Below are 20,629 nucleotides of genomic sequence, written 5' to 3'. Positions count from 1 at the left end.
ACATGGAGCTACGCTACTGGGCACTCACCGACGCCCTCGACCTATACTCGATCTATCGCACATCCTCAGATCTCGAACGGCAAATGCCAGCCCTCACCAGCGAAGAGGACGCCCGCAACCTCATCGAAACTAACTATCTACCGGCTGAAAACCGGGCTATATTCTGCCTCAGTGACGAGGGGCGGCCCGCAGGGCTCATTGGCCTAAACTTCATCGCCCGCACCGATACCGGAGCCTGGGATAGGGCCTGGGTCTACTACTGGATATCCGACCCCTACCGCGGGCAGGGTTACACCAAAACAGCCCTCACCGCCATCTGCGCCTGGGCCCTGGATGAACCCAGCCCCGCACTTACCGTACCTGCCCTCGATACCGGCCTCCTGGCGTCCCTACCCTCACCCCGACTCCGCCGCCTCGAACTCGGCTACCGCACCAACAACCCCGCAAGCGGAGCCGTCGCCGCCGCAGCCGGGTTCCAGGTTGAAGGAATTGAACGGGAGAAATTCCTCTACGCCGGGCAGACCTACGACGCGGTGATAGCCGCTAGACTCCGCAAGGACGGACGCGCCCCGGCTTCCACCACATTGAACTCTGGACCGAATCCCTGGCAACAGCCCTACCGTCCTGGGCCTGGCTCACCCAGCAACTAGGGTGGACGCCCTATCAGGAGTGGCCCGGCGGAATCTCCTGGCAGGCCCAAGATGGCTCCTACCTCGTCCTCGAAGAATCCCCCGATACCACCGGCTCCCATAACCGCACCCACGCCGGTCTCAACCACCTGGCCTTCACCGTGCCGTCCACGACCTTGCTCGATAAGCTCCGTAACGAGGCTACCAGCCACGGCTGGAGTGAACTCTTCGCAGACCGATACCCGAACGCAGGCGGCCCCGACCACTACGCCCTCTACCTCGAAAACAAGCAGGGGTTTGAAGTAGAACTCGTCGCCCCAAACTAACCCGCACTTAGTCTGAAACCCCGCACCTAGTTGCGGGTAAAACAGAATACATACGGGGAAGAAGGCGGATGTCAGGCACAAAAAGAGAAGGTATGCCAGCGCTTCGCGCATTCTGGCATCCCCTGTTGTAGCCGGCTAAAAGGCCCCACTGGGGCCTTTCTTCACGCCGGGCACAAAAAGAGAAGGTATGCCAGCGCTTCGCGCATTTTGGCTGTGCTTGTTGTAGCCGGCTAAAAGGCCCCACTGGGGCCTTTCTTCACGCCGGGCACAAAAAGAGAAGGTATGCCAGCGCTTCGCGCATTTTGGCATACCTTCTCTTTTTGTGCCCTCGAAAGGATTCGAACCTTCGACACCCAGCTCCGGAAACTGGTGCTCTATCCACTGAGCTACGAGGGCAATATGATGATCAACCTAGTTAATCATGTTTAGCAGCCTCGCAAGCTCGGCTGATTACGCGCATTTTTTATTTCCTCGCTCGCTCGGAAAAATGCGCTCCATCTCGCAAGCTCGGCTGATTCGCTCGGATTTCTGATTCGCTTCGCGGAAATCCTCACTCATCTGAGCTACGAGGGCAACTCCGAATACTCACTGTACACAGTGAAACTCAGACCTGATTACTCTACCAGAAAAACCGCCCCACAACACAAACCAGCTACAGTAGGAACAAAAAGGCGCACCGAAGGGCTGAACCAATGACCACAATCACCGGCAACTACGCTGGTACCACCCACCCCTCCCAAACCTACGACTTCTACCCACCCCAGGCACCCAACCAGCCAGCGCCCCTCCTCATCTACGTCCACGGCGGAGCCTGGCGATTCGGCGACAAAACCACCTTCGCCCACGCCGACAACGGCCTCCACCACATCCGCCACCGCTTCACCCAGGCAGGCTACGCCACCGCCTCCATCAACTACCGACTCAGCCACGAAGCCCCCTTCCCCGCCCAAATCAACGACCTCAAAACAGCCATCCGCCACTTCAAAACCAAGGCCAAAGACCTCGGAATCGACCCCAACCGAATCACCCTCGCAGGCGGATCAGCAGGCGGGCACCTCGTCCAACTAGCCGCCGCCACCGGCCACCTCAACGAACCCTACCTCGAAGGCCTCTCCGCCAGTGCGCTCGCAACCCGCACCATCGCAGGTGAGCCCGACTCGTCCGTCCGCTGCGCCGTCTCCATCTACGGGGTCAGCGACCTACGCACCATCTTCGACGACCGCGTCACCTGGGGCTTCCCCTACAACCACCCCGAGGACGACGGCGCCGAATGGCGGCTCCTCGGCTCCACCTACCCCGCCCCAGCAGGCACCCCGGCAGAAATCAACTGGGCCAAAGCCCACCCCATCGACTACGCCCGCACAGCCCAGAGAACCGGCGACCGAACCCACGCCCCGGTCTACTACATCCACGGAACCGCAGACACCTGCGTCCCACCCAACCAATCCATCGAAGCCCACCGCGCCCTCTCAGCCGCCGGAATACCCACCGAACTCACCCTCATCGGGGGAGCAGAACACTCCGACCCAGCCATCTACGCCAGCGAAAGCGCCTGGGAACATATCATTCACTGGGTAGGTGAACAGCTCACCCTGTAGACTTGAACCTATGACTCCCGAAGAACTCTCAAGTGCAATTGACGGCGCGCTGACCGCAGCGTTTGAAGCCGGTGACCTAACCCTGACCGACGGCGAAACCGCCCCCGCTGTGCGCGTAGAACGCCCCAAGAACCGCGACCACGGCGACTGGGCCACCAACATCGCCCTGCAGATTTCCAAAAAGGTTGGGCTCAACCCCCGCGAGGTAGCCCAGATCCTAGCTGCCCGAATCACCGACATTGCCGGTGTGGCAAGCGTCGATATCGCTGGCCCCGGCTTCCTGAACATCACCCTGGACGCCGCCGCAGCAGGTGAACTGGCCAAGACCATCGTCGAGCAGGGCTCAGCCTTTGGCACCAACGACACCCTGGCCGGCCAGACCATCAACCTGGAGTTCGTTTCCGCTAACCCCACCGGCCCCATCCACCTGGGCGGCACCCGCTGGGCAGCCGTCGGCGACTCCCTGGCCCGTATCTTCATCTCCCAGGGCGCCAAGGTCGTGCGCGAGTACTACTTCAACGACCACGGCAACCAGATTGACCGCTTCGCCCGCTCCCTGCTGGCCCGCGCCAAGGGCGAGGAGGCCCCCGAGGACGGCTACGGTGGCGAGTACATCACCGATATCGCCAACCGGGTGCTTGAGGTTCGACCCGACGCCCTCGACGCCGAAGATCCCCAGGAGGTTTTCCGCGCCACCGGTGTTGAGTTCATGTTCGAGGACATCAAGGCCTCCCTGCACGACTTCCACGTCGATTTTGACGTCTACTTCCACGAGAACTCCCTCTTTGAAAACGGCAAGGTCGACGAGCTGCTGGAGAAGCTCAAGGAGTCCGAGAACCTTTACTTTAAGGACGGCGCCTGGTGGCTCAAGTCCACCGACTTCGGCGACGACAAGGACCGCGTGGTTATCAAGTCCGACGGCAATGCCGCCTACATCGCCGGTGACATCGCCTACTTCCAGGACAAGACCAAGCGCGAAGAGAACCCCGCTGACCTGGCAATCTACATGCTGGGTGCTGACCACCACGGCTATGTAGCCCGCCTCAAGGCCGCTGCCGCTGCCCTGGGCGATGACCCCAACATGGTTGAGGTCATGATTGGCCAGATGGTTAACCTGGTCAAGGACGGCAAGCCCGTGCGTATGTCTAAGCGTGCCGGTACCGTCGTGACCCTGGAAGACCTGGTTGAAATCGTGGGTGTGGATGCAGCCCGTTACTCCCTGACCCGCTACTCGGTTGACTCCAACATCGATATCGACCTGGATCTGCTGACCAAACAGTCCAACGAGAACCCGGTCTTCTACGTGCAGTACGCCCACGCCCGCACCTGCGCTATTGCCCGCAATGCTGAGGCAGCCGGCGTCACCACTGACTCCGTCGATACCTCCCTGCTGAACTCAGAGGCAGATTCAGCCCTGCTGGCTGCCCTGGGCCAGTTCGCGGGTGCCGTCAAGGAGGCCGCTGATTTCCGCGAGCCCCACCGCGTGGCCCGCTACCTGGAAACCCTGGCCGGTGCCTACCACCGCTGGTACGGTGTCTCCCACGTTGCCCCCAAGGGCGATGAAGAGGTCACCGACCTGCACCGCACCCGCCTGCTGCTGAACAACGCTACCCGCCAGGTATTGGCCAACGGCCTGGGCCTGCTAGGTGTAAGCGCACCGGAGAAGATGTAAATGGGCGCAGAGGCCGCACTGTTTAAGCCCGACTGGCTGAGCTACCCGTCCGCCCCGGCCGACCTCGACCCGGTCATCTGGATGCCCTCCTTCACCCGCTCTGCGAGCGGCGAACTTGAGGTGGACGGCACCCCCGTCAGCCGCCTGGTCGCCGATTTCGGTACCCCCGAGTACGTCTTTTCGGAGACCACCTTCCGGGCCCGGGCCGCTGAGTTCCGGTCAGCCTTTGAGACAGCTTTTGAGAAGCACGGGGCTGAGGTATCGGTCTACTATGCCGGTAAGTCCTTCCTGGCAACCGCTGTAGCCAAGTGGGCTGAGGAAGAAGGCCTGTGCCTGGACACCGCCAGCGGCGGGGAGCTGGCTATCGCCATGCGGGCCGGGGTGCCCGGGGCCAAGATTGCCCTGCACGGTAACAACAAGTCGGCGGGCGAGATTGCCCGCGCCTTGCGCTACGGGGTAGGACGCCTGGTGGCCGACTCGGTCCCCGAGGTGCAGCTGATTGCGGAGGTAGCAGCCGAGTTGGGCGTCACCGCCCCGGTCATGCTCCGCGTGACCCCGGGCGTCCACGCCTCGACCCACGACTACATTGCTACCGCCCACGAGGACCAGAAGTTCGGCCAGTCCCTGGCTGCCGGTACTGCGGCTCTGGCTGGCCTGTCATCTGAAGAGCTGGCTGAACTGGGAGTCACCGCTGATGACGCCTACGCCACCGTGGCTGCTGCCTTGGCCCTGGCCAGCGAGTATATCGACCTGCGCGGTTTGCACTGCCACATCGGCTCCCAGATCTTTGAGGCCGAGGGCTTCGGCAAGGCCGCTGAGAAGGTGCTGACCTACATGCAGCAGCTCAACGAGCGATTTGGCGTGGTGCTGCCCGAAATTGACCTGGGTGGCGGCTACGGTATCGGCTACACCGAGCAGGACGACCCGCGCGGTTCAGCCGATATCGCCACCGAACTGGCTGACATGGTTTCTAAGACCTGCGCCAATGTGGGTATGGCCATTCCCCATCTCTCCTTTGAACCGGGCCGTTCCATCTCGGGCCCTTCGGGTATCACCCTCTACACGGTGGGTACCATCAAGGACGTGGCGATTGAGGACGAGCACGGGGATGCCCGCGTGCGTCGCTACGTCTCGGTCGACGGCGGCATGAGCGATAACCCCCGCCCGGTGCTCTACGAGTCCGACTACGCCGTGACCCTGGCAAACCGGGCCCCGGACGGGGAGCAGGTCCTGACCCGCGTGGTGGGTAAGCACTGCGAATCTGGCGATATCGTGATTCGTTACTGTTACCTACCGGCTGACCTGGCAGCGGGCGATATCCTGGCTGTTCCGGCCACCGGCGCCTACAACCACGTCATGGCCTCCAACTACAACTACCTGACCCGCCCGCCGGTCATCGCGACGGCTCAGGGTAAGGAACCGCGTGCAATTATCCGCCGCGAAACTGAAGAGGACATGCTGGCCCGCGACCTGGGCCTGGTCTAGGGGTAGATACCCCACCTCCGGGGCGGGGCCAACTACTGAGGCCCTGCCCCGCCCCAGCCACCCTCACCCACCACGTCCGGCTTCGGCCCTGCCTACAGGGGGCCGTAATGTGGACGCAAGGTGCAGTAACACCGTAATACTGAAAGAATGTAAGCACGAACGCAGGGCCAGCGACGGTCCACCCCGTAGGGTGGTGGACTGACCCCCTCAACACCACAATGTCAGGAGAGGCCATGAGCACTTCCCCCATCAAAGTAGCGCTACTGGGCGCCGGTAACGTCGGTTCGCAGGTAGCCCGTATGCTCACCGAGGACGCTGCAGCCCTGCGCGACCGTATCGGCACCGACGTCGAACTGATCGGTATTGCCGTGCGTGATACCTCTGCCAAGCGTCATTACGATGCCGCCCCCGAGCTCTACACCACCGACGCTGATTCCCTCATTGATGCCGCCGACGTCGTCATTGAGCTCACTGGCGGTATTGAACCTGCCCGTACCCGTATCCTGCGGGCCCTGACCGCCGGTAAGTCCGTGGTGTCAGGGAACAAGGCCCTGCTGGCCAAGCACGGGGTTGAGCTGGCTGCTGCGGCTGCTAAGAGCGGGGCCCAGCTTTCCTATGAGGCTGCTGTTGCAGGTGCTATCCCCATTCTGCGCCCCCTGCGTGATTCCCTGGCTGGTGACCAGATCACCCGCGTGCTGGGTATCATGAACGGCACCACCAACTACATCTTGGATCAGATGGACACCACCGGCGCCCAGTTCTCCGACGCCCTGGCTGAGGCCCAGCGCCTGGGCTACGCTGAGGCTGACCCCACCGCCGACGTTGAGGGCCACGATGCCGCCTCCAAGGCCGCGATCGTTGCCTCCCTGGCCTTCCACTCTGACTTCACCATCGACGACGTTCACTGCGAGGGCATTACCTCCATCACCGCCGACGACGTGGCTGCAGCGGCTGCCGACGGTTACGTTATTAAGCTGCTGGCTGTCTGCGAAAAGGACGGGGAGGGCGTCAACATCCGCGTGAATCCCACCTTGGTGCCCCGCACCCACCCGCTGGCGTCCGTCCACGGGGCCTACAACGCCGTCTTCGTGCAGGCTGAAAACGCCGGTGAGCTCATGTTCTACGGCCCCGGTGCAGGTGGCGCCCCCACCGCCTCAGCGGTGCTGGGTGACTTCGTTTCTCTCTCCCGCCGCCTGGTGCTCGGTGGCCCGGGTATCCCCGAGTCCTCCCACGCTAACCTGGTGGCAACCCCCATGAACGACGTTGTCTCCCGATACTCTGTGGGTATCGTGGTGGAAGATAAGCTGGGTGTTCTGGCAAACATTGCCCGTATCTTTGCTGAGCACGGTGTTTCTATTGAAACCATGCGCCAGGCGAAGGGCACCGGCGACGGCACCAGCGCCTCCATTCGTATCGTCACCCACCGCGCCACCGACGCGAACCTGCGCAAGACCATGGCCGTGGTGGACGCCCTGGATACTGTCCGTGACATTACCTCTGTGGTCCGTGTAGAAGGTTAGAAGTATGGTTGCCCTGCCCATGATTGATGGCTCTGATGAGTCTTTCGTTTCCCCCGACGTGATTCCTGTAGGGGCCCGTGTGACCGTGCAGGTCCCGGCCTCATCGGCAAATCTTGGCCCCGGTTATGACTCCTTGGGTCTAGCCCTGGCCTACTACGATGATTTGGTGGTGACCAGGACGCCGGGGGAGGGGCAGCTGACCTTCGACCTGTCAGGTGAGGGGGCCGAGGAGGTCCCTCAGGACGCCAGCCACCTGGTGGTCAAAGCTATGCTGACGGCCTGGAAGGCCGTTGGCCTGTTTGAGGTTCCCTCCCTGCATATCCAGGCCCATAACCGGATTCCCCACTCCCGGGGTATGGGTTCTTCAGCCTCAGCCATTGTGGCTGGGGTGACGGCAGCAAACGGCCTGCTTCCTGCTGACCTGCAGCTTGATGCTGAGGCCGTCCTCCAGATTTGCTCGGGTATGGAGGGGCACCCCGATAACGTGGCCCCCTCCCTCTACGGGCATGTTGTGATTTCCTACGGGGACGATTCTGGTTGGCACTCCCTGCCCGTACCGGCCCATAAGAGCGTGCTGCCGGTGATTGCCGTGCCCGACTACGAGGTACCCACCAAGGTAGCCCGCGGCCTGATTCCTGAGACTGTTCCCCACCGGGAGGCCGCCGCCAACTCCGGCCGGGCTGCCCTGCTGACCCAGGCCCTGGCATCCTACCCGGACTACCTGCTACCGGCAACCAGCGACCTGCTGCACCAGTCCTACCGGGCTGTGGCCATGAAGCCCAGTGCCGCCCTGGTCAAGTACTTGCGGGGCAAGGGCTTTGCTGCCGTCATTTCGGGAGCCGGGCCCACCGTCATGGCCCTGGCCAACGGGGCGGACGAACGCGTCAAGATTCGTGAGGCCATTGAGGCCTTCGCCACCGAGAGCGAGCCTAATCAGCACGAGGGTCGGCCGGTTAGCTGGCGGGTGCTGGATATCGACATTGACACTAAAGGTGTTATGCTTACCTATGAGGAAACCGCCTAGTCTAGCTCTCGGCCTTGTGCCCGGGCTTGCTTGACTTAGCCTCATCCCACGGTTCAGCAGGTCTGTAGAAGCCTCAGTATGTTCAACCGTTCTGTACGCCCGCCGTGATGGTAGAGGCGTTCTTCGCCGGGTGTACCAGCAAACCCTTTGAGGTTCCTGGGCACCGGCACCGGGTCACCTGTTATGCCCACCCCCGGGCGGCCGTAACGACTAACCCCCTCACATTTATCATCGCCCGCTCTGGGCATGGCACATCTGCTGTGCCAGTAACTAACCGCGAAATCAACGACATTTCGAGAGAAGGAATCTTCGTGGCAGAAAAGACCGACCTGACCGCAGGTACGGAGGCCGCAGCAGCGGCAGATCAGAAGTCCCCCAGCCTGAGCACCCTTAAGCTTGCCCAGCTCCAGTCCCTGGCCTCCCAGCTGGGTATCACTGGTGCCCGTCGCATGCGTAAATCTGACCTGGTGGAGGCCATTACCGCCCACCAGCGTGGCTCCGCAGTTGCAGATCGTCAGGCTCCTGCCGCTGAGGCTGAGAAGCCCAAGCGCACCCGCACTCGCAAGACCGCTGCCGAGAAGGCCGCTGAAGCTGAGCAGGCTCCTGAAGCTTCTGCTGCTGAGGCCCCCGCCGCTGAAGCTGAGAAGCCCAAGCGCACTCGCACCCGCAAGACCGCAGCTGACAAGGCCGCTGAGGCCCAGGCCGAAGCCCCAGAGAAGGCTGAGGAAGAGGCTGAGAAGCCCGCTACCAAGCGTCGTGGCAGCCGTCGGGCCACCAGTGCTTCCGTCGCCGAAGCCAAGACTGAGCAGCCGGTAGGGCTTGAGGCCGTAGAGGCGGCCCTGGACGCCGTAGAGTTTGAGAAGTCTGCCCGTCTTGAGCAGAAGGACGGCGACGAGGCCGGTAAGCGCACCCGTACCCGTACCCGTACTGACCGCCGCCGCAAGGGCGAGCAGGGTGAGGGGCAGGAGGCCCCCGAGGCCCAGGCCGAAACCGCTGAAACCGGTGAGAAGAGCGACCGCTTTGACCGTAAGAACCGCCGGGACCGCGACAAGAACGACCGCTTTGAAAAGAAGGATCGCTTCGAGAAAAACGACCGGGCCGAAAAGCAGGATCGATTCGAGAAGAACGACCGTCAGAACAACGGCCCTGACGAAGACCGCCGGTCCACCCGGAAGAACCGCCGCGACCGCCAGGCTGAGCGCCGCGAACGTCGCAACAACCGCCGTGATGATTTTGAGCCGGAAATTGGCGAAGATGACGTGCTGATTCCCGTTGCCGGTGTTCTCGACGTCCTCGACAACTACGCCTTTGTCCGCACTTCTGGCTACCTTCCCGGCACCAACGACGTCTACGTCTCCCTGGCCCAGGTCAAGCGATACGGGCTCCGTAAGGGCGATGCCGTCGTCGGCACCATCCGCGCCCCCCGCGAGGGCGAGCAGAACCGCCAGAAGTTCAACGCTCTGGTGCAGCTCACCACCATCAACGGCTTGACCCCTGAAGAGTCCAAGAACCGCCGCGACTTCGCCAAGCTCACCCCGCTCTACCCCAAGGAGCGCCTGCGCCTGGAAACCGACCCCAAGAAGTTCGGCCCCCGCGTTATCGACCTGATCGCCCCCATTGGCAAGGGCCAGCGCGGCCTCATTGTGGCACCTCCCAAGGCCGGTAAGACCCTCATGCTCCAGTCCATCGCTAACGCGATTACCACCAACAACCCCGAGGTTCACCTCATGATGGTTCTGGTGGACGAGCGCCCCGAAGAAGTCACCGACATGCAGCGCACCGTCAACGGTGAGGTTATCGCCTCTACCTTTGACCGCCCGGCCGACGACCACACCACCGTGGCTGAACTTGCCATTGAGCGTGCCAAGCGTCTGGTGGAGCAGGGCCGCGACGTCGTCGTCCTGCTGGACTCCATGACCCGCCTGGGCCGCGCCTACAACCTGGCTGCCCCCGCTTCAGGGCGTATCCTTTCCGGTGGCGTGGATGCAGCAGCCCTCTACCCGCCCAAGAAGTTCTTCGGTGCTGCCCGCAACATTGAAGAAGGCGGCTCCTTGACCATCCTGGCGACCGCCCTGGTGGAGACTGGCTCCAAGATGGACGAAGTCATCTTCGAAGAGTTCAAGGGCACCGGCAACATGGAACTGCGCCTTTCCCGCCAGCTGGCCGACAAGCGTATCTTCCCCGCCATCGACCTCAACGCCTCCTCCACCCGTCGTGAAGAAGCCCTGCTTTCACCCGACGAGGTCAAGATCATGTGGCGTCTGCGCCGCGTACTCGCCGGTATGGACCAGGAACAGTCCCTGTCTGTTCTGCTCTCCAAACTCCGCGAAACCCAGTCCAACGTCGAGTTCCTGCTCACCGTTGCTAAGAGCGGCCTCGGCCACGGCGAATAAGGCCCCTGACGCACCGCCAGCCCACTACCGGGTTGGCGGTGCCTCACCGCTTAAGACGATAGAAGTTTAGACGGCCCGTTTGGGCCCACACCCAGAAGAGGCACATCAGTGTTTGAATCAATTCAGGTATTGCTCGACGAGCATGCTGACCTGCAAAAGCAGCTGGCTGACCCGGCCGTCCACGCCGACCAGGGGAAGGCCCGTAAGCTGGGCCGCCGCTACTCCGAGCTCAACGGTATTGTTGAGGCTTACAACCGGGTCAATACCCTCAAGGGCGACATCGAAGCGGCCTCAGAGATGGCTGCTGAAGACCCTGACTTCGCAGCCGAGGTCAAGGAACTCGAAGCCCAGCTGCCCGAGGCTGAAGAGAAGCTGCGCCGCCTGCTGATTCCCCGTGACCCGGACGACGGCCGCAACGTCATTCTCGAAGTCAAGGGTGGCGAAGGTGGCGACGAGGCCTCCCTCTTTGCCGCTGACCTTTTGCGTATGTACACCCGCTACGCCGAATCCAAGGGCTGGAAGACCGAAATGATTTCCTCCCAGACCACCGACGTGGGCGGTTACAAGGACGCCCAGGTGGCCATCAAGGGCACCTCAAACGATCCCGCTGAGGGCGTCTGGGCCCACCTCAAGTACGAGGGCGGCGTCCACCGTGTCCAGCGTGTTCCCGCAACCGAGTCCCAGGGCCGTATCCACACCTCAGCTGCCGGTGTGCTGGTCTTCCCCGAGGTTGATGAGCCCGAGGAAATCGAGATCAACCAGAACGACCTGAAGATTGACGTCTACCGTTCTTCTGGCCCCGGTGGTCAGTCGGTGAACACCACCGACTCCGCTGTGCGTATTACCCACCTGCCCACCGGCATTGTGGTTGCTATGCAGAACGAGAAGTCTCAGATTCAGAACCGTGAAGCTGCGATGCGCGTGCTCCGTGCCCGCCTGCTGGCCTGGCAGCAGGAGCAGATTGACGCTGAGAACGCTGAGAAGCGCCACTCCCAGGTGCGTACCATGGACCGTTCAGAGCGTATCCGCACTTACAACTTCCCTGAAAACCGAATTGCCGACCACCGTACCGGGTACAAGGCCTACAACCTGGACGCCGTCCTCAACGGCGACCTGGAGGCTGTCATCCAGTCTGCGATTGAGATGGACGAGGCCGCCCGCCTTGAAAAGCTAGGCCAGGACGACAAGTAGGCGTGGCTGATTTTTCAACCCTGCCCGGTGAGGAGCTGGATTCAGCCCTTCGCCGGGCTTCGGCCTACCTGGCCGGGGCCGGTGTACCCTCACCAGCTGCTGACGCTGAGCTTCTGGCTGCCTTCCTATTGGAGCAGGAGGGCCAGGAGCCTGTCTCACGCGGGCGGGTTCAGGCCCTGGCCCTGATGGGGCGGGCGGTGCCGGACGGCTTTGCCCACCTGGTGACCGAACGGGGTAGGCGGGTGCCCCTCCAGCACCTGACCGGCCAGGCCCATTTCCGGGGGCTGACCCTGGCTGTGGGCCCGGGGGTTTTTGTACCCCGCCCCGAGACTGAGCTACTGGTAGAGCACGCCCTTGGGGCCCTGGCCAGCCGGGCTCGGGCCGGTAGACTGCAGGCTGAGCAGCTCCTGGTAGACCTGTGTACCGGATCCGGGGCTATCGCTGCTGCCCTGGCCTCAGAAAGCCCGGGGGCCCGCGTCCTTGCCGTTGAGCTCTCTGAAGAGGCGGCCCCGTGGGCAGAGCGTAACCTTGCCCCTCTCGGGGTTACCCTGGTGATGGGTGACGCCCGGACGGCTCTTGCCGGGCTGGAGGGCACCGTCGATCTGGTGGCCTCGAACCCGCCCTACATTCCGCCTGCCAACCTGCCACCAGACCCGGAGGTCAGGGACCACGACCCCGAGCTAGCCCTCTATGGTGGGGGAGAGGACGGCATGGAGCTTCCTGCGGCTATCGCCCAGCGGGCCTACCAGCTCCTGGCTCCTGGCGGTTACCTGATTATGGAGCACGACGAAAGCCAGGGGCCGGCCATGGCCTCGTGTCTGGAGGGGCTTGGCTTTGAACAGATTGAAACCCTGCATGACCTCGCTGGCCGTGTGAGGTTCACCAGCTCCTCTAAACCCCAGACTCATCAGTAACCTGTGAAAGAATAGGGAACGTGAAAGCAACCATTGTTCAGACCACCGATGTGGCTTCAGTTTCTGACGCCGTTGTTCCTGCTATTGAGGCTGTGGGCGACGGTAAGACTATTGTGATTCCAACCGATACCGTCTACGGTATTGCCGCTGACGCCTTCTCAGTGAAGGGTGTTGAGGCGCTGCTGGCTGCTAAGGGCCGGACCCGCCAAATGCCGCCTCCGGTGCTGATTTATGATGCATCAGTTCTCGCTGGTCTGGCGGACGGTGTCTCTGAGGACGCCCGGGCCCTGGCTGATGCTTTCTGGCCTGGTGCTTTGACCCTGATTTTCTATGCCCAGCCTTCCTTGAACTGGGATTTGGGGGATACCCAGGGCACGGTGGCCCTGCGGGTTCCTGACGATAAGGTGGCGATTGAGCTTCTGATGAGCTTGGGCCCGCTGGCTGTGTCGTCGGCTAATAAGACTGGCCGACCCGCTGCTACCACCGCTGAAGAGGCTGCCGCCCAGCTGGGCAATGATGTTGAGGTTATTGTGGACGCTGGCCCCCGGCCCTTGAACCGTCCGGCTGATTTTGAATCCCAGGACGCCCTGCCCTCAACGATTGTGGATTGTACGTCTGATCGTTTGATCGTTGTTCGTGAGGGTGCTATCCCTGTTGCGAACCTGCGGGCGGTTGTCCCCAGCGTGATGACCCGGGCTGAATATGAAGCCCAGGAGAACGCCCAGCGTGAGGCCCTGGCTGCCACCTTGGCCACTTCTGCTATGGATCTTCCCACTCATCATCAGGATCAGGACCCAAACCAGGATGAGACCGTGAGTAAGGAGCCGGAGGCTCACAGCCAGAGTGCGTTAGATTCGGGGTCTTCTGAGTCTGCTGAGGTAGGCGTGTCAGCGAACCGTCAGGGCGACAGCAGGCAGGTTGTTTCCGTGGACTTTGCCGCTGGCCTTGTTCAGGCAGCTAGTGCTGATGGGATTGACCAGGAACGCCCACTTGGTTCTCAGTCTGCTTCGTCTGATCTCAAGGGTAAGCAGCATCTTCCCGTGGCAGCAGCTGCAGCCCTGGTCTTTGGGACTGCCCCGCGTGTTGGGGCCACCGAAGTAGCTGAATCGGAACCTACCGGTGACGCCGTTTCGGCAGACTACGGCCGGGGCGGGGCCGACGAGGAGTTTTCTATTGATGACGATTTTGAGGTCGCCTTTGCTGAGCCCTTTGAAGGAAGTAGCCCGGTAGAAGAACAGGTGAGCGACCCAACTTCTGATGATGATGATGCTATTGAATACCCCGAGGAATTCGAAGAAGTACAGCAATCTGTGGTCAGCGAGGAGCCTGAGAACGTTCCTGCTGCTGACCCTGTGAAGCCTCCCCGGCGACGCAAGAAGTCGTCCCGCAGGAAGTAAAGCAAAAAGCCGGTGGTTACCTGATCTGGTAGCCACCGGCTTTTGCCGTGTAGGGGCGATACCCCTTAGGACTCCGTGAACTTCTTGTCGCGTTGTAGGCCAAGGGCAGTGTGGGCTGTCCTGAGGACTTCTGAGACGCGGGGTTCAGGAATCAGACCGTTCTCGCGTGCCCAGGTATCATCGATGCCCTGACCAAACCACATGACCTCAACCCTCCTGATGGGGCCAGCAAACCTGCCGCCCAGGGCCTGTGATACGGTCATGCCGGCATCAATCATGAACCTGCAGAGGGAGGTTGGCAGGTGCAGGGGGAAGCGGCGGCCGGCGTCCTTGAGGACGGAACTCGTGGTGGCCCCTTCCCAGGGTTGCAGGACGATAGGCGGTAGCTTCCCCTTGAAGGACGCTACCTGGGAGACAAACTGGGCAAGGGCAAAGTTGGAGGATACGGGGGAGGGGCGGTCACCGCGTCCGGCAACTGAGGCTATGGGGGAGGAAGCAATCTTGGCGAAGGCTTCTGTAGTGCGGCGGCCACGTCCTTGAACGCTTGTTGCCCGGATGACGCAGATTTCAACTGCCTGGTCGAGATCCGTTTCTTCGAGGTAGTCCCTAATCTTGAGCAGAACTTCTTCTCCCAGGGACTTTGAGTAGGAGTAGGCTGAAAATGGCTCGGTATGCCGAGTATCGGTCAGGACGGGGACCGGCCCTAGGACGGCAGCTGAGCTGAGGTGCAGGATCCGACGTACCCCGGTTCTCTGGGCCGCAATGGCAATGACGGCGGGCAGGAGGGCGTTGGCGCCGAGCAGGGGAGCTAGGTCGAACTGGTCAGGAGCGGCAAGGCCTGATGCGTTAATGACGACGTCACAGCCTGCGAAGGAATCTGCCAGTGAATCAATGATGCCGTCGAGGCTTTTGGCCTCGTTGATGAGCTGTTCAGGGTCTTCGGTGCGGGTCAGTAGCCGGGGGGCTTCCACCGCGTCGAGGGGAATCCCGTCAGATGCGAGTCGGGCAACGATGGAGGAACCCACAAAGCCGCTTGCACCGATTACTTTCCATGTAGCCTGAGCCATTTTCGCTCCCTAAGTATGTGATGTGCCTGGAATAGGTGGTAGTTCAAGAGTGGCATATTCGGATGGAAAATGGGGGGATGCTCTACGAATGAGCATGAATGCGGTGGTAACTGTGTTGCTGATAGCGGTGGCCCCTGTGCTCTGGGAGGGTTTTCACAGGTCTATTAGGTAAAATCAATAGAGTTAACGTATTTCTGCCCAAAAACTTGGGTCAGGGCAGGTAGCGGTGCCTATCTGTCCATGAAAGGACCTTGTAAACAGATGGTTTCTGACCAGACCACCAAGCTGACGCCAGCTGAGCGTATCGTCGCCGTTGTGGTGACCTTTAATCGGCGTGAGCTTTTGGAGCAGACCCTGGCCGGGATTGCGGGGGGTCGGGTGACCCCTGATGCGGTGGTTATTGTAGATAACGCCTCGACGGATGGCACTGACGCCTACCTCCGGGAGCTTGATTACCCCCTACCCATCGATATCGTTCACCTCGCTCACAATATGGGTGGGGCCGGTGGCTTTACCGTTGGTATTGACCGTGCCCTGGTGCGACATGGGGCTGATTTGGTGTGGGTCATGGATGACGACACCGAACCGACTGAAAACACTTTGGCTGAGGCGTATTCTGCCTGGGCCGGTTATTCTCCGGTGAGGTCTCAGCGCCCGGCGGTTGTGGCTTCAAAGGTTGTGTGGTCAGATGGCCGGGACCACCCGATGAACACCATGCGTACCATGTTTGCGGCAGGGGCTGCCCGGACGCAGCGTGCGGAAGCTGTGGGGGCCCGTCCTATCCGTTCTGCTTCTTTTGTGTCCATTCTGATGGACGCCGCTGCGATGCGGGCTACGGATCTTCCTGTGGCTGATTTCTTCATTTGGAATGATGATTTCGAGTACACCACCCGGTTGATCCAGCATAGCCAGGGCATTGCAACCGGGGCTTCTGTTGCCCTTCACCACACCAAGACCTTTGGGACGACGGACGCTAAGCCGGGGCCCCGATTCTATAACGATGTGCGTAATAAGCTCTGGGTTTTTTGTAGTCGGCGCACCCTGAGCCCTGTAGAGAAACTCCTCTATGGCGGTTCAACAGCCCGGTTGTGGGTTAGTACCCTCATACGGACTGATGAGAAGAAAACCTACCTGGGTTATTTCCTCAAGGGGGTTAAGGACGCAGTAGGCGGCTATCGCTCCAATGATGAGGTTCTCAAGGGCGTCTATGAGTTGGAGTTTAACCGGCGTGCGCAGAACCTTCGAGCGAGTTACTCTTCGGATCGGGCTTTTAGCCTCTTGATGAGTGTCTACCACAAAGATTCTCCAGACTTCTTGGAGGCTGCCCTGCGCTCTAATACGGTTGAGCAGACCCTGCCTCCCAATGAAGTGATTTTGGTGCAGGACGGCCCCCTGCCTCAACCCCTGCTTGATGTTATTGACCGCTTTAGGGCAGAAGCTGTGCAACCGGTTATTACGGTCAGGCTCGATGAAAATTATGGGTTAGCGGCTGCCTTGACGGAGGGTCTAGCATCCTGTTCCTATGATCTGGTTGCCCGGGCCGATGCTGATGATATTTCTTTGCCCAACCGCTTTGAGCTGCAGATTCCTCGTCTGGCTTCTGGCGAGTTTGACGTTTTGGGCGGCGCAATGATTGAGTTTTCTACCAGTCCTGACGTCCCGGAAGCCATTCGGGAGTCTCCCCTTTCTAACGAAAAAATCCGTCAGGACATTGTGCGCCGAAACCCGATGCATCATCCCACCGTGGTCTTCCGCAAGCAGGCAGTACAGGCCGTGGGGAGCTATGTGGAAGTTCCTGGCGCTGAAGACTATTGGCTGTGGGCCCGTATGGTCAAGGCTGGTTTTGTCTTGGGGAACCTTCCGGAGACCCTGGTCGCTTATCGGGTGTCCTCAGCCTACAACCGTAGGGGTGGCCTTAAAGCCTTGTGCAAGGACGTTCAGGTCCAGACCCGCCTCTATACAGGGGAGGTGCTTACCCCAGCCCAGCTTGGACTGAACCTACTGGTCCGCGGTGTGTACCGGTTTACACCGGTGAAGGTCCGCACGAAGGCTTTCCGTAGGCTCTACGGGCGCTACATTCAGAACCACTCAGCACGAAAGGACGGCAATGTCTAAGGAAACCTCACCTATGACTAGCTCGATACCCGTCCTCTCGACGACCCCAGAACGTAAGTCCTGGTGGAAGTATGTGCAGATGGCCTTGGACTCCGGTGCCTGGTTAGCAGCCTTTCCTGCAGCCTTTTTCCTGCGCTATGGCATGGACCGTAGCCTGATTGACTTGAGCGGTCTGGGAGCAACTACCCTCACCATGATAGCCCTCCAAATTGGGGGTGGCCTTATAGCTGGCCTCTATCGGGGACGCCATAGTTACGGGGCTTTTGAAGAAAGCCGCCGCCTCTACCCCCTGGTCATTGTTAACGTCTTTATCATGCAGCTGTTATTGCTGCTGTTTTCTCGCTCCTTTGGTGTTCCCCGGTCAGTTGTGCTCATCGCCTTCCCTATTGCAGTGCTCATGATGATGGGTTTTCGCTATATCAAGCGCATCTATGAGGAACAGACGAATCGTCCCACGGGGGAGAAGTCAGAGAAAGTTATTGTCTACGGGGCCGGCTTTGTGGGACGGAACCTGGTCTCAACCCTCATGGCTGATCCTCAAGCTAAGCTTTACCCTGTTGCGATTGTTGATGATGATCGTTCCGTCAAAAATGCCCGGATCAGTGGGGTTAAGGTTGAAGGTACTAGCCTCGACCTTCCAGCTCTGGTGAAACAGCACAAGGCTACAAAAGTTCTGATTGCTATTGGCGAGGAAATTTCTGAACGACGGCTGGTCAAACTAGCCCAGAGCATGAAAGAGCTGGGTGTTGAGACGGTTCGGATTAGCTCTGCAGTACCTGACTTTGGTGAAAAGCGTCAGCGTACCAAGGAAGGGAATGAGCGTGAACTCCTTGAAGAGATTCGGGGGGCTATTAACTACAACATCGACCATCAGCTCATTCAGAAGCAAATAAAGGGTAAAAGGGTTCTAGTCACGGGAGCTGGTGGCTCAATTGGTTCTGAACTCTGCCGTCAGATTGCAAAGTACGAGCCAGCTGAACTTATGATGCTGGATCGGGATGAGTCGCTACTCATGGATACCCGCTACAGTCTGAGTGGCTTATCGAGCCTGGATCACCCGAGTGTTGTCTTAGCTGATGTCCGTGATGCCGAGGCCCTGGAAGCCGTATTTACTGAACGTAAACCTCAGGTTGTATTCCATGCTGCAGCACTGAAACACGTGTCAGCTCTTGAAGCCCACCCCAAGGAAGCCTATAAAACCAATACCCTGGGCACCGCAAACGTCCTTAAAGCTTCAGCTCTAGTAGACGTTGAAGTTTTTGTAAATATCTCAACAGATAAGGCAGCAGACCCTACAACTGCCCTGGGGCAATCCAAGCGAAGTGCTGAGATGCTGACGAGCTGGTATGGCCAGCAGACTGGCAGGCCCTATGTATCTGTTCGCTTTGGTAATGTTTTTGGTTCTCGCGGGTCCATCAAGCCCCTGTTTACCAAGCAGATTCTAGACGGGGGGCCGCTGACAGTCACCGACATCAATGCAACCCGCTACTTTATGCTGATCCCTGACGCATGTCTCCTCGTCATGCTGGCAGGAGCCATCGGAAAGAGTGGGGAAGTGCTGGTACTTGATATGGGCGAACCCGTCAAAATTATGCAGGTGGCCGAACACATGCGTCGTCTTTACGAACGTTTTGACGTCGAGATTCGCGTGATTGGCCTTCGTCCGGGTGAAAAGAGAGATGAAGTTCTCTTCGGGCTGGATGAAGTATCCGTCCGTAGCGAAGAAAACGAATTCATTCTTCGGTCATCGTCTACTGCCCTGGATCCAGCAGATTTGGATTACGGCACTTGGTTAGAAAACTACCGTCAACATCGTGGGTATGATCGGGTGGAGCGAAAGGGGCAGGAATCCTGATGACGACACATACTGCGTGGGCCCTGGTACTTATCCCAGGTTCAGTAGCTCTTATCTTGGGGCTACTGCTGCCTTTTGCTGTGAAGCCCCTGCTGCACCGCTGGAATTTGGTGGATATTCCTACCGAACGGTCCTCCCATACAACCCCTGTTTTTCGGGGGATGGGCCTGGCAACGGCTCTGGCAGCTGCCCTGGCCTACATTGTGACGCTGGCAGATGGGCAAATCTACACCGACCGGTCTATCGCCTTGCTGGTTTTGCTGGGTATGCTGTCCTCCGGTCTGTTGGGCTGGTTTGAAGACTATAGCGGGGTGTCCATCAAGGTCCGTTTCGGGGTCCAGCTGCTGATTGGGACGGTTGTCACGGTTGGCATGACCATCATGCTGGGTACCAGTTATTTCTGGATCCCCCTCGGTGTATTTGCCATTGCTGCCTATATCAACGTCGTGAATTTTATGGACGGCGTCAACGGAATATCTGGTTTGCACGGCTTGACGACGGGTACGGCTTACGCCATCTCAGGCTGGATTAATGGGATGCCCTGGTTGATTGCAGGGGGAGCGGCAGTTGCTGGCGCCTACCTGGCTTTCCTTCCCTGGAACGTGCGTACCGGTAAGAATGTCTTCCTGGGCGACGCCGGCTCTTATTTCCTGGGTGGAGCGGTTGCCTGTATGGCTGTGGGTGCCTTCCTCTCCGGGGTCTACTTGGAGTACATCGTTGGGCCCCTCCTGGTCTATCTGGCTGATACCGGAACAACCTTGCTGCGCCGCATGATCAAGGGGGAGCAATGGTATAAACCCCACCGTACCCACGTCTATCAGCGCCTCACAGACCACGGTTTCAGCCATTTAGCCAGTGCTGGAATTGTGACGCTGACGACTGCCCTGGTCACTGCCATCTCTATGATTTCGCTGCCCTTCGAAACTCAAAATGCAATCTGGGCGGCCCTTGCAGTGATAGCTATCCTTGTTCTCTACCTCAATTTGCCGAATCTTTTGGCCAAGGCAGGACGCCGTGGGTAAGGCTGAGCCCCTTGCGATTGGGGAGATGCCCTGGCGCCGAATTGCAATATCAGTCTCACGGGCTTTGGCTATTGTTGGCCTAGTCGGTACGATAGTTGGTGGAGCGGTAAACGGTACACATGCTGGCGGAGGATACCTGCTGGGCCTTGTGCTGATTTATCTGAGTTTTTTAGTCGCAATCGCGCTGGTGATTCTGGCTGAAAAGAGATCGCTGAAAGCCGCGGCTATCTCCCTGATGGTTGCTTACCCTTTCAAGATGTTGGTTCTCACCCTCCTCCTGGTGTATCTACCGATACCGGATAGTTTCCGCAATGGTTGGTTCCTGGCTGGGGCAGTTTCTGGACTGCTTATTCAACTGGCCATGGAAGTAAAAATTATTGCAAAACAGAGGATCCTGTACTTCGATTCGGTAGGATAAGAG

Annotated in this window: 16 protein-coding genes and 1 tRNA gene; 15 read left to right on the top strand and 2 right to left on the bottom strand. The window is 59.8% G+C overall.

The window, feature by feature from the left end:
* Positions 1 to 2: 2 nt before the first annotated feature.
* Both L7A15_RS01755 and L7A15_RS01750 read left to right on the top strand, forming a co-directional pair.
* Positions 3 to 650, top strand: a complete 648-nt coding sequence (locus L7A15_RS01755; protein ID WP_237212258.1) for a GNAT family N-acetyltransferase — start codon at positions 3 to 5, stop codon at positions 648 to 650.
* Positions 584 to 955 (top strand): VOC family protein, encoded by a 372-nt coding sequence (locus L7A15_RS01750; RefSeq protein ID WP_237187998.1) that lies wholly within the window; start codon positions 584 to 586, stop codon positions 953 to 955. Before L7A15_RS01755 ends, L7A15_RS01750 begins: the two co-directional genes overlap by 67 nt.
* Positions 956 to 1,278: 323 nt before the next feature.
* Here L7A15_RS01750 and L7A15_RS01745 read toward each other — a convergent pair.
* Positions 1,279 to 1,351: transfer RNA gene (locus L7A15_RS01745), tRNA-Arg, on the bottom strand.
* A 296-nt stretch (positions 1,352 to 1,647) separates the two neighbouring features.
* Between L7A15_RS01745 and L7A15_RS01740 the strand changes: the two genes are divergently transcribed.
* From L7A15_RS01740 to L7A15_RS01700, 9 genes are all read left to right on the top strand, one after another.
* Complete coding sequence (locus L7A15_RS01740; RefSeq protein ID WP_237212257.1) at positions 1,648 to 2,553, top strand: alpha/beta hydrolase; 906 nt, start codon at positions 1,648 to 1,650, stop codon at positions 2,551 to 2,553.
* A gap of 10 nt (positions 2,554 to 2,563) precedes the next feature.
* Positions 2,564 to 4,225 carry an arginine--tRNA ligase gene (argS, locus tag L7A15_RS01735; RefSeq protein ID WP_237212256.1) on the top strand — a complete coding sequence of 554 codons (1,662 nt, stop codon included), beginning with the start codon at positions 2,564 to 2,566 and terminating at the stop codon, positions 4,223 to 4,225.
* The gene (lysA, locus tag L7A15_RS01730) at positions 4,226 to 5,710 is read left to right on the top strand and encodes a diaminopimelate decarboxylase (RefSeq protein WP_237212255.1); all 1,485 of its coding nucleotides are present in this window, start codon (positions 4,226 to 4,228) and stop codon (positions 5,708 to 5,710) included.
* A gap of 218 nt (positions 5,711 to 5,928) precedes the next feature.
* The gene (locus L7A15_RS01725) at positions 5,929 to 7,230 is read left to right on the top strand and encodes a homoserine dehydrogenase (RefSeq protein WP_423816681.1); all 1,302 of its coding nucleotides are present in this window, start codon (positions 5,929 to 5,931) and stop codon (positions 7,228 to 7,230) included.
* A 4-nt stretch (positions 7,231 to 7,234) separates the two neighbouring features.
* Positions 7,235 to 8,254, top strand: a complete 1,020-nt coding sequence (thrB, locus tag L7A15_RS01720) for a homoserine kinase (RefSeq protein ID WP_237212254.1) — start codon at positions 7,235 to 7,237, stop codon at positions 8,252 to 8,254.
* A gap of 311 nt (positions 8,255 to 8,565) precedes the next feature.
* On the top strand, positions 8,566 to 10,647 hold the full coding sequence (rho, locus tag L7A15_RS01715; protein WP_237187971.1) for a transcription termination factor Rho: 2,082 nt from the start codon (positions 8,566 to 8,568) through the stop codon (positions 10,645 to 10,647).
* A gap of 108 nt (positions 10,648 to 10,755) precedes the next feature.
* The gene (prfA, locus tag L7A15_RS01710; protein WP_237212253.1) at positions 10,756 to 11,838 is read left to right on the top strand and encodes a peptide chain release factor 1; all 1,083 of its coding nucleotides are present in this window, start codon (positions 10,756 to 10,758) and stop codon (positions 11,836 to 11,838) included.
* A 2-nt stretch (positions 11,839 to 11,840) separates the two neighbouring features.
* Positions 11,841 to 12,752, top strand: coding sequence for a peptide chain release factor N(5)-glutamine methyltransferase (gene prmC, locus L7A15_RS01705; RefSeq protein WP_237212252.1), 912 nt, complete (start codon positions 11,841 to 11,843; stop codon positions 12,750 to 12,752).
* Between the two features lie 20 nt (positions 12,753 to 12,772).
* On the top strand, positions 12,773 to 14,149 hold the full coding sequence (locus tag L7A15_RS01700; protein ID WP_237212251.1) for an L-threonylcarbamoyladenylate synthase: 1,377 nt from the start codon (positions 12,773 to 12,775) through the stop codon (positions 14,147 to 14,149).
* A gap of 65 nt (positions 14,150 to 14,214) precedes the next feature.
* Here L7A15_RS01700 and L7A15_RS01695 read toward each other — a convergent pair whose 3' ends face one another.
* A complete protein-coding gene (locus L7A15_RS01695) occupies positions 14,215 to 15,216 on the bottom strand; it encodes an NAD-dependent epimerase/dehydratase family protein (protein ID WP_237200397.1) in 1,002 nt (333 codons plus the stop codon).
* Between the two features lie 261 nt (positions 15,217 to 15,477).
* Here L7A15_RS01695 and L7A15_RS01690 point away from each other — a divergent pair, with 261 nt between their 5' ends.
* The 4 genes from L7A15_RS01690 to L7A15_RS01675 are packed head-to-tail and all read left to right on the top strand — an operon-like array spanning position 15,478 to position 20,626.
* Complete coding sequence (locus tag L7A15_RS01690) at positions 15,478 to 17,331, top strand: glycosyltransferase (RefSeq protein ID WP_237200398.1); 1,854 nt, start codon at positions 15,478 to 15,480, stop codon at positions 17,329 to 17,331.
* Complete coding sequence (locus L7A15_RS01685; protein ID WP_237200399.1) at positions 17,324 to 19,186, top strand: polysaccharide biosynthesis protein; 1,863 nt, start codon at positions 17,324 to 17,326, stop codon at positions 19,184 to 19,186. Before L7A15_RS01690 ends, L7A15_RS01685 begins: the two co-directional genes overlap by 8 nt.
* On the top strand, positions 19,186 to 20,208 hold the full coding sequence (locus tag L7A15_RS01680) for an MraY family glycosyltransferase (RefSeq protein WP_237200400.1): 1,023 nt from the start codon (positions 19,186 to 19,188) through the stop codon (positions 20,206 to 20,208). The genes L7A15_RS01685 and L7A15_RS01680 overlap by 1 nt, the downstream gene beginning before the upstream one ends.
* The gene (locus L7A15_RS01675; protein ID WP_237187981.1) at positions 20,201 to 20,626 is read left to right on the top strand and encodes a hypothetical protein; all 426 of its coding nucleotides are present in this window, start codon (positions 20,201 to 20,203) and stop codon (positions 20,624 to 20,626) included. The genes L7A15_RS01680 and L7A15_RS01675 overlap by 8 nt, the downstream gene beginning before the upstream one ends.
* Positions 20,627 to 20,629: the final 3 nt, after the last annotated feature.

It is taken from the genome of Rothia nasimurium, from assembly GCF_928391935.1.
GTDB lineage: Bacteria > Actinomycetota > Actinomycetes > Actinomycetales > Micrococcaceae > Rothia > Rothia nasimurium_D.
This window is presented reverse-complemented; position numbering and strand designations above follow the sequence as displayed.